Annotated in this window: 12 protein-coding genes; 1 reads left to right on the top strand and 11 read right to left on the bottom strand. The window is 61.7% G+C overall.

Annotation, left to right across the window (positions count from 1 at the left end):
• Positions 1–5 precede the first annotated feature (5 nt).
• From WIR04_RS10170 to thrS, 10 genes are all read right to left on the bottom strand, one after another.
• On the bottom strand, positions 6–620 hold the full coding sequence (locus WIR04_RS10170) for a GNAT family N-acetyltransferase (RefSeq protein WP_338892357.1): 615 nt from the start codon (positions 618–620) through the stop codon (positions 6–8).
• Positions 621–623: 3 nt separating this feature from the next.
• Positions 624–1,874 carry a response regulator gene (locus tag WIR04_RS10165; protein ID WP_338892355.1) on the bottom strand — a complete coding sequence of 417 codons (1,251 nt, stop codon included), beginning with the start codon at positions 1,872–1,874 and terminating at the stop codon, positions 624–626.
• Between the two features lies 1 nt (position 1,875).
• Entirely contained in the window at positions 1,876–5,799 is a 3,924-nt protein-coding gene (locus tag WIR04_RS10160) for an ATP-binding protein (protein ID WP_338892528.1), read from the bottom strand.
• A gap of 54 nt (positions 5,800–5,853) precedes the next feature.
• Complete coding sequence (ihfA, locus tag WIR04_RS10155; RefSeq protein WP_005300715.1) at positions 5,854–6,150, bottom strand: integration host factor subunit alpha; 297 nt, start codon at positions 6,148–6,150, stop codon at positions 5,854–5,856.
• 3 nt (positions 6,151–6,153) lie between these two features.
• Positions 6,154–8,541, bottom strand: a complete 2,388-nt coding sequence (pheT, locus tag WIR04_RS10150; protein WP_338892353.1) for a phenylalanine--tRNA ligase subunit beta — start codon at positions 8,539–8,541, stop codon at positions 6,154–6,156.
• A gap of 12 nt (positions 8,542–8,553) precedes the next feature.
• Complete coding sequence (pheS, locus tag WIR04_RS10145) at positions 8,554–9,537, bottom strand: phenylalanine--tRNA ligase subunit alpha (protein ID WP_139434408.1); 984 nt, start codon at positions 9,535–9,537, stop codon at positions 8,554–8,556.
• 323 nt (positions 9,538–9,860) lie between these two features.
• Positions 9,861–10,217: a 50S ribosomal protein L20 gene (gene rplT, locus WIR04_RS10140; protein ID WP_010674800.1), complete on the bottom strand. Its 357-nt coding sequence runs from the start codon at positions 10,215–10,217 to the stop codon at positions 9,861–9,863.
• 14 nt (positions 10,218–10,231) lie between these two features.
• A complete protein-coding gene (gene rpmI / locus WIR04_RS10135) occupies positions 10,232–10,429 on the bottom strand; it encodes a 50S ribosomal protein L35 (RefSeq protein ID WP_005315535.1) in 198 nt (65 codons plus the stop codon).
• A gap of 85 nt (positions 10,430–10,514) precedes the next feature.
• Positions 10,515–11,045, bottom strand: coding sequence for a translation initiation factor IF-3 (gene infC, locus WIR04_RS10130; protein WP_205597183.1), 531 nt, complete (start codon positions 11,043–11,045; stop codon positions 10,515–10,517).
• Positions 11,046–11,066: 21 nt separating this feature from the next.
• Positions 11,067–12,995 carry a threonine--tRNA ligase gene (thrS, locus tag WIR04_RS10125; RefSeq protein ID WP_338892350.1) on the bottom strand — a complete coding sequence of 643 codons (1,929 nt, stop codon included), beginning with the start codon at positions 12,993–12,995 and terminating at the stop codon, positions 11,067–11,069.
• 374 nt (positions 12,996–13,369) lie between these two features.
• On the opposite strand from thrS, the gene WIR04_RS10120 reads away from it, so the two are divergent.
• Positions 13,370–13,585 carry a hypothetical protein gene (locus tag WIR04_RS10120; RefSeq protein ID WP_139743859.1) on the top strand — a complete coding sequence of 72 codons (216 nt, stop codon included), beginning with the start codon at positions 13,370–13,372 and terminating at the stop codon, positions 13,583–13,585.
• A gap of 4 nt (positions 13,586–13,589) precedes the next feature.
• Here the strand turns inward: WIR04_RS10120 and WIR04_RS10115 are convergent, their stop codons facing one another.
• Positions 13,590–14,180 (bottom strand): tetratricopeptide repeat protein, encoded by a 591-nt coding sequence (locus WIR04_RS10115; RefSeq protein ID WP_338892347.1) that lies wholly within the window; start codon positions 14,178–14,180, stop codon positions 13,590–13,592.
• Positions 14,181–14,270: the final 90 nt, after the last annotated feature.

The raw sequence follows: 14,270 nt of genomic DNA, 5'->3' as shown, positions 1-14,270 counted from the left end.
TGGTCTTAGGAATGTCGGGGCACCAGGGTGCCCAATATGCTCAAGTCCAGCCTGACAAAGACCATCTCCCGCCCCGTCACCAGGGTCAGCGGCAGCCCCAGCCCCTTCAGCAGGGCCAGCATGGACCTGTTCTGGCCGAGCACTTCGGCGGTCCACTCGCGGATCCCCTCCCCGTGCGCCAGCAATGCCAGCGCAAGCAGGATGCGGCGTCCGGCCCCTCTATGCTGAAAATGATCCGCGACTATGCAGGAGAACTCCGCCCTGTCCGGGTGCAGGCGCCGCCGGATGGACTGGGCCATGGCCAGCGGCCGACCCTGTTCGTCGGTGAGCAGCAGCCCTATCTGGGGCGCTTTGGGATAGTCGAGAAAGAAGGCGAGCTGCTCGGCGGTGGCAGGCTGCTTGGCGCGCATGAAGCGCAGGTAGACACTCTGTTCGCTCAGCGCCTCGTAGGCCGCCTTCAGCCGCTCGGGATCGGATCCTGCCAGCTCCTGCAGTCGGCAGGGGATGCCGCCCACCTCCATCATCAGGGGCAAGGAGGCCCGCGAGCCGGGATGCACCCAGCCCGCCAGCGCCCGTTGCAGGCGCGCCTCGTCGGGAGGCCAGCAAAGGTAGCGCGGCACGGGCTACCAGCGCCCCGCCATGCCGAGATCCTGCCACTGGGCGGGATCAAGCAGGTTGAAGGGATCGTCGAGATAGAGGGCCATGCCGAGCTCGCGAGCACGCTGGATGAAGCGGGCCAGCAGGGAGTCGGCGGCCATGGCCTCCAGCTCCGGCAGCAGATGCTGACCCAGCAGCAGGCTCTGGATCGGCAGCCGCTCCAGCTGATCGAAAGGCAGGTGCTGGGCATTGTCCAGCAGCAGGGCCAGCCTGGCCCCGGCAAGACTCGCCTGCAGCACCAGAGCAAAGCGATCCGCCTGGTTCAGCAAGTTATCCCGCCGATGGATCACCAGGGTCAGCTCGCTCGCCTGCCTGCCATGTTGCTCCAGCCATGCCTTGAGGGGATCCCAGTGAGGGGGCAGGCTGCTCACGGCCAGCCAGATTGGCAGGGGGCAGGAGGCTGCATCCGCCTGCAGGCCAAGCTGGCCCCGGGCTCCTCCCAGCCAACTGCGAATGGTGCGCTTCAGGCCACCCAGCCTGCGTTGACGCTGCGGCCCCAGGTAGAGCGCCTTGAGCAGACGCAGCAGATCGTCGCTCTGCAGCGGCTTGGCCAGGGCGGCCAGCACGTTGAAGCCGGCGTCGTGCAGCAGGCGCCTGGCGCCGTCGATCAGGGTCTGATCGTGGGCGGACAGCAGTATGATGGGCAGGCCACTGTGACGGTACTGGGGATGGCTCATCAGGAGACTGATGGCATCCTGCTCCGCCAGGCTGAGATCGCAGATCAGCAGCCCCACTCCGCCCTCTTCCAGCGCCTGCAGGCAGCCGTCGCCGTCCTGCACCCAGTGGCAGGGAAGTCCCAGCATCTGGATCTCCTGCTGGATGCAGGCCCCCTGGAAGGGGTGATCCTCGAGCAACAGAACCTGGAGCCGGGCGAGCCAGTCTCGCCACCCCTGCTCCCGCGCCTGCAACCCCTCAAGCCAGGGATCCGACAGGCGGTAGATCCCCACCCCCGGGGTCTGCAGCCGCGGCAGATAGTCGGCCCCCCCGTGGGAGGCGGGATCGAACAGGGCGATGGCCCCGGCAGCGAACAACCCCTCCCACTGCCAGCTCGCGTCCGGTCGGGTACGGTGCAGGCTGGCGTAGGCTGGCAAGCCGGCCTCCTTTGCCGCCTGATGGGAGACGGCGTCCAGGGCATAGACGCTGACGGGGTGAAATACGGGTTCCTGGCTGACATCGGATTCCAGCAACGCCAACAACTCTTCATCTGTGATGATCATCTCATGCTCTCTCGCCCAGTTGCCGGCAGACGTCTTCCACGGCCTGCTTCAATTCTTCCACCAAGGGGTGCCCGGGGGCTCTCTGCCAGCGCTCGATCACCTGTACCAAGGCGGTGGCCCCCACCATTTTGGCGGCCCCCTTCATCTTGTGTAAAGCCGTATCGAGGGCGCCTTCATTCCCTGCCGTGACGCACCCCTCAATGTCGGCCAGATCCTGACGAGCCGATACCAGATAGAGGTTGATGAGCGCCGGGTTGAGCAGTGTCGTCATGGGCGTGGCCTTGACCGCGCTCCCCACCAGGGGCGCACTGCTGCGACCGGAGACGGTGCGCAGCAAGATGGCCAGCTCCTTCAGCAGGACGGGTTTGTCCAGGTGCCCCTGGCAGCCGCAGTCGGCCAGACGCTGGGCCGCCTGCTCGCTGAGATCGGCGGTGATCACATAGGCGGGAAGCTGCTGCCAACGCACCGAGGCCCGCAACTGCTTGCAGAGCTCGGCACCGTCCATCACCGGCATCTGCAGGTCCGTCAGCACCAGATCGACAGATTCCCGCTCCAGGATCTCGAGGGCCAGACGGCCATTGGCGGCGCTCAGCACCCGGGCACCCAGCTGACTCAGCTGCATGCTGATCAGCACCCGGTTCACCTCGTGATCTTCCACCAGGAGGACCCGCATGCCAGCCCCCGGCAGATCCGCGACCTCCCCGCTCCCCTGAACCAGCCTGGGTTGCAGCAGGCTCACCACGGCGCCCGGGATCCAGGGCTCCCCCTGCCAGGACCAGGCACGCAGTCCCTGTTCATCCTGGGTGGCTGCAAGGCCGGGCGCCGTCGCCTCCTCGGTCACGCCAAACTCGGCGAGCCAGGCCCGCACGTACGCCAGCTCCTCGGGGGGAAGCTGCAGAGAAATCTGTTTGAACCTTGGTTGCCAGGGCGCCTTCTCCTGCGTCTCTTTGAGGGGCCATGCACAGATGAAGCGGCTGCCGCCAGTGGCCACCGGCTCGACCCGGATCTCTCCTCCCATCTGCTCCATCAGCTGGCGACAGATGGCCAACCCCAAGCCGGTACCCTGGGCCCTGAGCTGACCCAGCTCCTCCCCTTGCTCGAAGGGCTGGAACAGCCGGGGCAGCAGCTCGGCACTGATGCCGGGCCCCTGATCGTCCACCCCGCACCAGACCCAGTCCCCGTGCCGGCGAGCCCAGAGCACCACCTCGCCGTGCTCGCTGAACTTGATGGCGTTGGAGAGCAGGTTGTGCAACACCTGCTGCACCCTGTGGGGATCGAGCGCCATCAGGGCGGGCAGTGACGGATCCAGGTTGAGGCGCAGCTGCAGGTGTTTGGAGCGCGCCTTGGACCAGTGCACCGCCGCCACATGCTCGCACAGCTCCACCAGATCGGTCGGTTGCAGGGAGAGCCGCAGCTGGCGGTTCTCATTGCGGCTGAAGTCGAGCACGTCGTTGAGCAGCCCGAGCAACTCGTTGCCCGCCTGCCTGACGTGCGCCAGCACCGAGGCCTGCTCTGCGGAGAGCTCGGTCTGATCCAGCCACTCCAGCAAGCCCAGGATGGCGTTCATGGGGGTGCGGATCTCGTGGCTCACGGCGGCGAGGAAACGTCCCTTGGCGAGCACGGCCTGCTGGGCCTGCTCATGGGAGAGTTGCAGAGAGTGCTCCTGCTCGACCCGGTTGGTCACATCCTGCACCACCCCAAAGATGCGCCACCCCTCCCCCTGACGGCGCCCCCTGCCGGAGAACTGCAGCCAGCGCGAGCCCTTGACGGGATGCTGGTAACGCAGCAGATGGGAGAAGGGGCGCCCGGCCTGCAACATGGCCAGCATGGGGGCGCGCATCTCCCGCCTGTCCTGGTGCGAGATGCGGGTAAGGGTCTCGTTGGGATTGAGGCGGATCTGCTGGCTGGCCAGCCCCAGCAGCTCATGGCTGCCGCGGCTGACGAACTCCACCCGGGTGATGGCGCCGCCTTGCAGGGTGAACTGCAGCACTACCCCAGGCACCGTATTGGTGAGGGCCCGCAGGCGACGCTCCGCCTGGCGCAACAAGCGGGTACGCTCGCGCAGGGCACTGATGTCTGACAGGGCGATGAGATCCCCGGCCGGAGACTGGGGCCCCAGGCGCAGCGGGATCTGGGCATAGGAGTAGACCTGATCCCGCAGGGCTATCTCCCCCTCAGCCCCTTGCAGCTGTGGGGACGGCAGGACGAGATCGGTGGCGTAGCGCGCCTCCATCCGTTTGGCGCGCTTGTTGCGTTTGATCACCTCCCCCTTGTCATTGCGCAAGAACACGGGCACGGGCAGCGCCTGGAACAGGGACTCCCTGAACTTGCTCTCCAGCGCCAGCGCCTGCTCCGCCTTCTGGCGCTCGCGCGCCTCCTGGGCCAGCTGCTGGCGGGAGCGCCAGATTGACCAGATCACCCCCGCGCTGATCAGGAGCGCCAGCAGGACAGATCCAAGCCAGAAGCCGTAACTGACTCCCTCTTGCTGGTTCAGGACGAGACGCCGCCAACGCTGGACCAGCTCGCTCACCTGGCGATCGTTGATCGTCGTCAGGCTCTGCTCCAGTACCCCGGCGAGCCTTGGCTGATCCCGCCTGATGGCAAAGCCGAGGCCAAACACCTCAGGCAGCTCAGTGATGCTCAGCTCGCTCAGCTGGTTGTTGCGCAGGGGATATTGCAGTTGATAGAGCTCGGCCAGCATGGCATCGGCCTCACCGCTCTGCACCGCCGCCAGCCCTTGCAGCAGGTTGTCGGTCACCCCCCAGTCGTGTTGCCCGAACCGGGCCAGCAGGCTGGTGTCGTAGAGCATACGGGGCACGACCACCTTGCCCTTGACCTCGGCAAGGGCGTGATAGGCCCCCCGTTTGCGGCTGACCAGGGCATAGCGACTGGTTGCCACCGCACGGGTGAACTCGAACTCCTCGTGCAGCGTCGGCGACTCCAGCAGACCGGCCATCATGGCGGCCTCTCCGCTGCGCAGCCTGGCCAGCGCCTCCTCCTTGCTGGCAACGGGGATCAGCTCGAAATTCAGCCCCGTCTGGCGGCTCACCTCCCGCAGCACATCGCCGCTCCAGCCGATGAGCTCACCCTGCTGGTTGACGCCGCTATAGGGCATGAAGCCGGGATCCGCCACCAGCTTGATGGTGCGCGCGCTGCCGACCAGCCAGGCCTGCTCCTTGTCGGTAAAGTGCAAGGGGTTGATGTCCTGCTCGCTCTGGGGCAGATAGCGCCCCAGATCCCGATAGAGGCTGCCCGGCGGCAGGAAGCGGATCGCCGTGTCTATCAGCTCCTGCAACTGCGGCTTGTCGTCCATCATCAGCCGGTAGCTAATCACCAGATCATCGCTTCGCAGCCGTCGCAGGCGAAGCCCCTCGTCCGGGAACTCCCGCATCAGGTAACGCAGTTGCAGATAGTCACCGAGGTAGGCGCTGCCCCTGCCCGCCACCAGGGCCCCGTACCAGTTTTCCGCATCGGTCAGGAGCAGCTGGGACGAGTGGGGATAGAGCCGCCGCAGGGTCTCCTCTGCCTGCCAGATGGGCGAGACCAGGAAGGTCGCCTGCTCGAGCTCCCCTCGATAGAGGATGGCGGACTCCGCCTCCAGCATGGCACGGCTCAAGGCCGTGCCGGGCATCGTCTCCCGGGTAGGGCCCACATGGGGGATGAGATCGCACTGCCCGCGCTGCAAACCCTGCAGGGTCGCCGCCCAGTTGGGCAGTTTTTCAAAGCGCAGCGGCACCGGCAGTTGCAGGGCCAGTCGTTTCATCTGATCGATGAGCAGGCCCCCCTGCGCTTCCAGGTAGGGCGGACGCTGCAGGGCCGGGTAGCAGAAAGTCAGCCCGGTGAGCGTATCGGCATAGGCCTGGGTCTCGGCTGACAGGGGGAGCGTGGCGGCACGCAGCGGCAAGGCCAGCAGCGCACCAAACAGGAAGAGGGTCTTTATCATCGAAACGCAAAAGCCAGGCGGTTGCCTGGCTTTTCATCACTCATTGGGTTCAACATTTTCTACCCTGGCCTTGAGCTTCTGGCCAGGCCGGAAGGTCACCACGCGACGGGCGCTGATGGGAATATCCTCGCCCGTCTTGGGGTTACGTCCGGGACGCTGGTTCTTCTCACGAAGATCAAAGTTACCGAAGCCTGAAATCTTGACTTGTTCACCGCGCTCGAGCGCCTGTCTGATTTCCTCAAAGAAGGCTTCCACCATGTCTTTGGCTTCACGCTTGCTCATCCCGAGCTGGGTGAACAGGTGCTCTGCAATGTCGGCTTTGGTAAGCGCCATAGATCAATCCCTCAAGGATGCATTCAACTCTTCACCAAGGGCCCGCACGACATTGTCTACGGTCTCGGCAATCTCTTTCTCCTCCAGGGTGCGCTGGGTGTCTTGCAACACTAGACTGATGGCCAGGCTCTTCTTGTCCTCTGCCATACCAGCACCCTGGTATACGTCGAACAAGTTTATTCCAACTAACTGATTTCCGCCAACTTTTTTAATTACTGCCAGGACATCACCGGCCAGAACCGCAACATCCACCACCACGGCTATGTCACGGCGATTGGCCGGGAAGCGGGAAACTTCGGCTGCAACCGGCACCTTGGCAGGGGTCAGCTTGTCCAGTTCCAGCTCGAACATCACGGCGCGGCTCTTGAGACCCAGCTTCTTCTCGAGGCTCGGGTGGATCACGCCGATGTGGCCGATGACGGCGCCATTGCGCAGTATGGCGGCACTCTGGCCCGGGTGCAGGGCGCTGTGCTCGGTGCGCTCGAAGCTGAAGGTGGCCCCTTCGGCGGTGAGATCCAGCACTGCTTCCAGATCCCCTTTCAAATCAAAGAAGTCGCTGCCACGGCTCTTGACGTCCCAGTGCTCGTCGCTCTGGTTGCCGGTGATGATGCCGGCCAGCATAGGCTCCTGACGGATGCCGTTCTCGGCGCTCGCGTCCTTGATGAAACGCAGGCCCTGCTCGAACAGACGCACACGGCCCTGCTGGCGGTTCTGGTTGTAGACCACCGCCTGCACCAAACCCGGGAACAGGGAGACACGCATGGCGGACATCTCGACCGAGATGGGGTTAGGCAGCACTATGGCATCGCTCTGGGGGAACAGGGTCTGCTGGGCCTTGGGATCCACGAAGCTGTAGGTGATCGCTTCCTGGAAACCGCGGTCCACCAGCAGGTCACGTACCCGCTTCAGGGTCACCTGGCCTTCTGCCTGCTCCACCATCGCCAGGGAGGCGGCAGGTTTCAGGTTAGGGATGTTGTTGTAGCCGTAGATGCGGGCCACTTCCTCGATGAGGTCTTCCTCGATGGCGATGTCGAAACGCCAGGAGGGGGCCAGCGCGGTCCAGCCGTCGGCGTCAACCGTCACCTGCATGCCGAGGCGAGTCAGGATCTCGACCACCTGGGCGTCGGCCACGCTGATGCCGATCACCTTGTCGAGCTTGGCACGACGCAGCTTGATAGGAGCAGCCTTGGGCAGATGGGCATCGGATTTGACCTCGATGACCGGACCCGCTTCACCGCCGCAGATATCCAGCAGCAGGCGGGTGGCGCGGTCCATCACCTTGGCTTGCAGCTGTGGATCCACCCCGCGCTCGAAGCGGTGGGATGAATCGGTGTGCAGACCGTAGGCACGGGCACGACCGGTGATGGAGAGCGGCGCGAAGAAGGCACACTCCAGCAGGATGTCGGTAGTGGTCTCGGACACACCGGTGCGATCGCCGCCGAAGATACCGGCCATGCAGGCAGGGCCTTGTGTATCGGCAATCACCAGGGTGGTCTCTTTGAGCTTCACCTCGTTGCCGTCGAGCAGGGTCATGGGCTCGTCAGCACGAGCGCGACGCACCACCAGCTCCCCTTCCAGCTTGGCCAGATCGAAGGCGTGCATCGGCTGACCGTATTCCAGCAGCAGGAAGTTGGTGATGTCGACGATGGCGTCGATGGAGCGAATGCCGCCACGGCGCAGTTTCTCCTGCATCCAGAGCGGGCTCGGGGTGTGCAGGTTCAGCCCCTTGATGACGCGACCCAGATAACGGGGGCAATCGGCTGGCGCTTCAACCCGGATCGGGAAGCTGGCATCACAGGTGGCAACTGCCGGCGCCCAAGTCGGCTCGACCACGTCCACGCTGTTGAGCACACCGATCTCGCGGGCAAGCCCTTTGATCCCGAGGCAGTCGGCACGGTTCGGAGTCAAATCCACATCGATGCTGACATCGTTGAGCGCGAGGTAGTCGCGAATATCGGCACCGATAGGCGCATCACTCGGCAGCTCTATGATGCCATCCGCTTCTACGTCGATACCCAGCTCGCTGAAGGAGCAGAGCATGCCGTGAGACGGCTGGCCGCGCAGCTTGGCTTTCTTGATGGTGAAATCACCCGGCAGGGTCGCTCCTACCTTGGCCACGCAGACTTTCAGGCCGGTGCGGCAGTTCGGCGCGCCGCAGACGATGTCCAGCAGCTCGGCCTCGCCCACGTTGACCTTGGTCACCCGCAGCTTGTCGGCGTCCGGATGCTGGGCACACTCGACCACTTCGCCCACGACCACGTTGTCGAACTGGCCGGCCACCGCTTCCACGGCGTCCACTTCCAGGCCGGCCATGGTGATCTGCTCGGCCAGTGCGTTGTCACTCAACTCGGTGCGGACCCACTCCATCACCCAGGATTTACTGAATTTCATGTTCTCTCGCCCTTACTTGAACTGCTTGAGGAAGCGCAGATCGTTTTCGAAGAAGGCACGCAGGTCATTGACCCCGTAACGCAGCATGGTCAGGCGCTCAACGCCCATGCCGAAGGCAAAGCCGGAGTATTTTTCCGGATCGATGCCGACCGAACGCAGCACGTTCGGATGCACCATGCCGCAGCCCAGCACTTCCAGCCACTTGCCGTTCTTGCCCATCACATCCACTTCGGCGCTCGGCTCGGTGAACGGGAAGTAGGAAGGACGGAAGCGAATGGTGAGATCTTCCTCGAAGTAGTTGCGCAGGAAGTCGTGCAGAATCCCCTTCAGCTCGGTGAAGCTGGCATGCTCGTCAACCAGCAGACCTTCGACCTGGTGGAACATGGGGGTGTGGGTCATGTCGTAGTCGTTACGATAGACCCGGCCCGGCGCTATGATGCGGATCGGCGGCTGCTGATGTTCCATGGTGCGGATCTGCACGCCCGAGGTGTGGGTACGCAACATCAGATCGGGATTGAAGTAGAAGGTATCGTGATCGGTGCGCGCCGGGTGATGTGCCGGAATGTTCAGCGCATCGAAGTTGTGGAAGCCATCTTCAATCTCGGGACCGCGCTCTACCTTGAACCCCATCTCGCCAAACAGGCGCTCGATACGTTCAATGGTGCGGGTCACCGGGTGCAGGCCACCGTTCTCGATGCGACGACCCGGCAGGCTGATGTCGATGGTCTCGGCGGCCAGCTTCTGGTTCAGCACGGCAACTTCGAGGGCTTCACGACGCGCGTTCAAGGCATCCTGAACCAGCTGCTTGGCCTGGTTGATCACGGCGCCTGCGGCGGGACGCTCCTCAGGCGAAAGGGCGCCCAGGCCCTTCATCTGCTCGGTGAAAAAGCCCTTTTTACCCAGATATTTGACCCGGATTTCATCGAGGGCGGCGATGTCGCTTACGCCCTCAATTTCGGCCTTGGCCTGGCCGACTACTTCTTCAAGCTGTTGCATGTCTTCCTCGTCACCACTCCCGATACAGGAGCCTTTAGGCTAAATAAGGTCAAGAGGGGAATAATACAAAAAAAGCCCCTTGGCTGACCATAGTTATGGCGGGCTTTTCTCCCTATAAATCATTTTGTTATATCAAGCGAGTCTCAAGCTCTCCCCCGCCCGCTTCAATTATTGATGATCGGGCTTTGTTTGTTGGCATATCAGACATTTTCGCATCAGCTACCAAGACGGATACCGCTGTACGGCACAGCACCCTGAAAGCAAAAAACGGGCAACAAAAAAGGAGGCCTGAGCCTCCTTTTATCTTTCATAACAGAACCGGATTAAACCAGAGCTGCTTTGGCCTTTTCAACCAGGGCGGTGAAAGCCAGCTTGTCGTGAACGGCGATATCGGACAGGATCTTGCGATCGATCTCGATGGAAGCCTTCTTCAGACCGTCGATCAGACGGCTGTAGGACAGACCGTTCTGACGGGCTGCAGCGTTGATACGCGCAATCCACAGCTGACGGAACTGACGCTTCTTCTGGCGACGGTCACGGTAGGCATACTGACCAGCTTTGGTTACCGCTTGTACCGCTACGCGGTAGACACGGGAACGGGCGCCGTAGTAACCCTTGGCGGCTTTCATTACTTTCTTGTGACGAGCGCGAGCAGTCACACCACGTTTAACTCTTGGCATTTTTCACATCCCCCTTATGCGTACGGCAGACAAGCGACAACACGTTTGTGGTCGGCAGCAGAAACCATGAACTTCGGCCCCAGCTTACGCTTACGCTTACTGCTCTTCTTGGTCAGGATGTGACGCAGGTGGTTGTGCTTGCACTTGAAGCGACCTGAGCCAGTCTTCTTGAAGCGCTTTGCAGCACCCCGGTTGGTTTTCATCTTCGGCATTTCATACTCCGCATTGTGAGTGACAACAAAATCGCAAGGCGAACCGACTCATGGGGCGAACCCATGAGTCAATTTCTTGTGGGCCTTAAGATTTCTTCTTGGGTGCGAGGACCATCACAGCTTGACGGCCTTCGACTTTCGGGAACGACTCGACTACGGCCAACTCTTCCAGATCGTTCTTGACTCGCTCCAGAACCTTGATACCAAGATCCTGGTGGGCCATTTCACGACCACGGAAGCGCAGGGTGACCTTCGCCTTGTCCCCGTCTTCCAGAAAGCGAACCAGGTTGCGTAGTTTTACCTGATAGTCGCCTTCGTCAGTGCCAGGACGGAATTTGATTTCCTTTACCTGGACGACTTTCTGCTTTTTCTTCTGTTCTTTGGTGGTCTTGCTCTTTTCGTAGAGGAATTTGCCGTAATCCATGATTCGGCAAACGGGCGGCTCAGCGTTAGGACTGATCTCGACCAGATCCACTCCGGCTTCAAGGGCCAAGTTCAGTGCATCCTGGATGGTAGTGATGCCAATGGCCTCACCGTCCAAACCAGTCAGACGAACTTCTTTCAGACGGATCTCTTCATTGATCCGGTGAGCGCGGGCTTGCGGTTGCTTGCCCAGTTTTTTTCCGCCTTTTATAGCTTATTCCTCCACTTTCTTTTGTCCGCGGGTCTGAACTTCCTGGGTTAACAGAGCTATCAGCTCTTCAACAGGATAAGAACCCAGGTCAGCCCCTTTACGAGTCCGTACTGCAATCTTGCCGGCTTCTACTTCTTTATCGCCGCAGACCAGCATGAAAGGCACTCGCTTCAAAGTATGCTCGCGGATTTTAAAGCCAATCTTCTCATTTCTCAAGTCCGCTTTTGCGCGAAGGCCCGCATCATTCAATGCCTTGGCAACTTTCACCGCATAATCGGCCTGATTATCCGTGATATTCATGACCACGGCCTGAGTCGGTGCCAGCCAGGTCGGGAACAGTCCGGCGTACTCTTCGGTCAGGATACCGATGAAACGCTCGAGGGACCCGAGAATGGCCCGGTGGATCATCACGGGTACGTGACGCTCGTTGTCTTCGCCCACATAAGTGGCACCAAGACGGCCCGGCAAGGCAAAATCGAGCTGCACGGTACCACACTGCCAGGCACGATCAAGACAATCGTGCAGGGTGAATTCGATCTTGGGACCGTAGAAAGCCCCCTCCCCCGGTTGCAGATCGTACTTCAGGCCGTTGAGCACCAGGGCTTCGGCCAGGGCGGCTTCCGCGCGATCCCAGGCTTCATCGGAACCGATGCGCTGCTCCGGACGGGTGGAAAGCTTGACCACGATGTTTTCGAAGCCAAAGGTACCGTAGACGTCATAGACCATGCGAATGCAGGCCGAGACCTCTTCCATGATCTGATCTTCGGTACAGAAGATGTGCGCATCATCCTGGGTGAAGCCACGCACCCGCATCAGACCATGCAGGGAGCCAGAGGGCTCGTTGCGGTGGCAGGAGCCGAACTCGGCCATGCGCAGGGGCAGATCCCGGTAGGACTTCAAACCCTGGTTGAAGATCTGCACGTGACCCGGGCAGTTCATCGGCTTGATGGCGTACTCGCGGTTCTCGGACTGGGTGGTGAACATGGCCTGGGCATATTTTTCCCAGTGGCCGGAGCGCTCCCACAACACGCGATCCATCATGAAGGGGCCTTTCACCTCCTGATAGTCGTACTCCTTGAGTTTGCCGCGGATGAAGGTTTCCAGCTCACGGAAGATGGTCCAGCCATCGTTGTGCCAGAACACCATGCCGGGAGCCTCTTCCTGCATGTGATACAGGTCGAGCTGCTTGCCTATCTTGCGGTGGTCGCGCTTGGCGGCCTCCTCGAGACGCTGCAGGTAGGCCTTGAGCTGCTTCTTGTCGGCCCAGGCGGTACCGTAGATGCGCTGCAGCATCTTGTTGTTGGAGTCGCCGCGCCAGTAGGCGCCGGACATCTTCTGCAGCTTGAAGTGGTGGCAGTGACGCATGTTCGGCACGTGGGGGCCGCGACACATGTCGACGTACTCTTCGTGGTGATAGAGACCTGGCTGGTCATCGCGGGCGATGTTCTGATCCAGGATCTCGACCTTGTAGGTCTCGCCGCGGGCCTCGAACACGTCGCGCGCCTCCTGCCAGGAGACCTTCTTTTTGACGACGTCGTAATCCTTGGCGGCCAGCGCCAGCATGCGCTCTTCCAGGGCAGCCAGATCGTCATCGGTCAGGGTGCGGTCGAGATCAACGTCGTAGTAAAAACCGTTGTCGATGACAGGACCTATGGCCATCTTGGTCTGGGGCCAGAGTTGCTTGATGGCATGACCCAGCAGGTGGGCACAGGAGTGGCGCAGAATGTCCAGACCGTCTTCGTCTTTGGCGGTGATGATGGCCAGGGAGGCATCGGCTTCGATCAGCTCGCACGCATCCACCAGTTCACCGTTCACCCGGCCGGCAATGCACGCCTTGGCGAGACCGGGACCTATGTCGGCGGCGACGTCCATGACGGAAACGGCGTGGGGAAATTGACGTTGGCTGCCGTCAGGCAGAGTAATGATTGGCATTAGGTGTTTCCTTATACAGTGGTGCCCCCTACCAAAGGGCACATGCAGGTTGGAGAAAACCTTTCATCTCAAGCAGTTCACTCCTGAGTTTCACCGTTCACAATACGGTTGGTACGCAGGAGTGGTACACACCCCCTTGGGTGTGCAAGGCCATCAATTGACAGGTACAGCGGAGGATTGTATCAGACGTCACGACTCAGACAAGTTGCCTTGCCGATTTTGTATACCATGGAAGGGGAAAGCGAGGTGCGCCGTCATCAGTTGATTTGTCTGGTGTCACAGAGGCAATCGGGACGGTGCACATGCGATGCGGGTCCCGTGGCGCCCTCTCTGTGCTAGGGTTCCAGTGAGGCGTCTGCCTTAGCAAGGAGAGCATGATGTACACCTATGAGATTTCGTTTCCGGAGCATGCGGAGAAGATTGTCCACCCGGACCACCTGCTGACGACACACTGCCCCGTCCATCTCGGGGAGCTGGTGATCCTGAGCGATGGCAGCAAGCGAGAGGTATGTAGCATAGTGCACAGCGCCGATCGCAGTACCCTCTATGTCACCGACGTGACACCGGGCAAGATCACCGCCAGCCGCTGAGGGGCTAGCCCTCCCCCAGCAGTGACTGGCCGTTGAAATCGAAGGCGCTGCGACCCTCTTCGGCCAGCGCCAGCTCCTGCAATACCGTCAACGCCAGCTTGTTGCCCTTTTGCGAGGCCTGATAGAGCCACTGCTTGGCCTCGGCCATGTCGACCCGGCCGTTGGCTCCCATCAGATGCAGCACCCCCACCTTGAGCATGGCGGGTACGTCCCCGTTGCGGGCCGCCCGCTCCATCCAGTGAAAGGCGATACGCAGATCCCGTGGCACACCGACGCCGCGCAGATAGAGCTCCGCCAGCCGGTACTGGCCAAACGCATCTCCCGCCTCGGCGGACTGACGATAGAGTCGGATGGCCTGCGCCAGATCCTGTTCGCTCCCCTGCCCCAGCTCATGGCTCCACCCCATCAGCGCCTGCGCCCTGGGTTGACCCTGCTCGGCCAGCGGCTGCCAGATGCCGGTCGCCTGCTCGAAATGACCCACCCGCCAGGCGCGGTTGGCCGCCGCCAGCTCCTGCTCGGTGGAGAGCGGGAGCAGACGCCAGGCGACCATGGCAATGAGGGCGATAAACAGCCAGCGGTAAGTGGTGGGGCTCATGACGATTTCCGTGATCCAGTTCGCATTTTGTCTATGTAAACGAAATGTAGCGACAGATCAAGCAAGAGATCCCGTTCTTTGGCCGAGTGA

Source organism: Aeromonas rivipollensis (assembly GCF_037811135.1).
Lineage (GTDB): Bacteria > Pseudomonadota > Gammaproteobacteria > Enterobacterales > Aeromonadaceae > Aeromonas > Aeromonas rivipollensis.
Note: the sequence above shows the minus strand (reverse complement) of the source record. Positions and strands in the feature narration are given on the sequence as shown.

What these genes read in the sequence shown, in the direction of transcription:
- pheT (WP_338892353.1), bottom strand. Translation starts at nt 8,541, where the DNA reads ATGAAATTCAGTAAATCCTGGGTGATGGAGTGGGTCCGCACCGAGTTG.
- pheS (WP_139434408.1), bottom strand. Translation starts at nt 9,537, where the DNA reads ATGCAACAGCTTGAAGAAGTAGTCGGCCAGGCCAAGGCCGAAATTGAG.
- WIR04_RS10120 (WP_139743859.1), top strand. Translation starts at nt 13,370, where the DNA reads ATGATGTACACCTATGAGATTTCGTTTCCGGAGCATGCGGAGAAGATT.
- rpmI (WP_005315535.1), bottom strand. Translation starts at nt 10,429, where the DNA reads ATGCCGAAGATGAAAACCAACCGGGGTGCTGCAAAGCGCTTCAAGAAG.
- WIR04_RS10115 (WP_338892347.1), bottom strand. Translation starts at nt 14,180, where the DNA reads ATGAGCCCCACCACTTACCGCTGGCTGTTTATCGCCCTCATTGCCATG.
- WIR04_RS10165 (WP_338892355.1), bottom strand. Translation starts at nt 1,874, where the DNA reads ATGATCATCACAGATGAAGAGTTGTTGGCGTTGCTGGAATCCGATGTC.
- thrS (WP_338892350.1), bottom strand. Translation starts at nt 12,995, where the DNA reads ATGCCAATCATTACTCTGCCTGACGGCAGCCAACGTCAATTTCCCCAC.
- rplT (WP_010674800.1), bottom strand. Translation starts at nt 10,217, where the DNA reads ATGCCAAGAGTTAAACGTGGTGTGACTGCTCGCGCTCGTCACAAGAAA.
- ihfA (WP_005300715.1), bottom strand. Translation starts at nt 6,150, where the DNA reads ATGGCGCTTACCAAAGCCGACATTGCAGAGCACCTGTTCACCCAGCTC.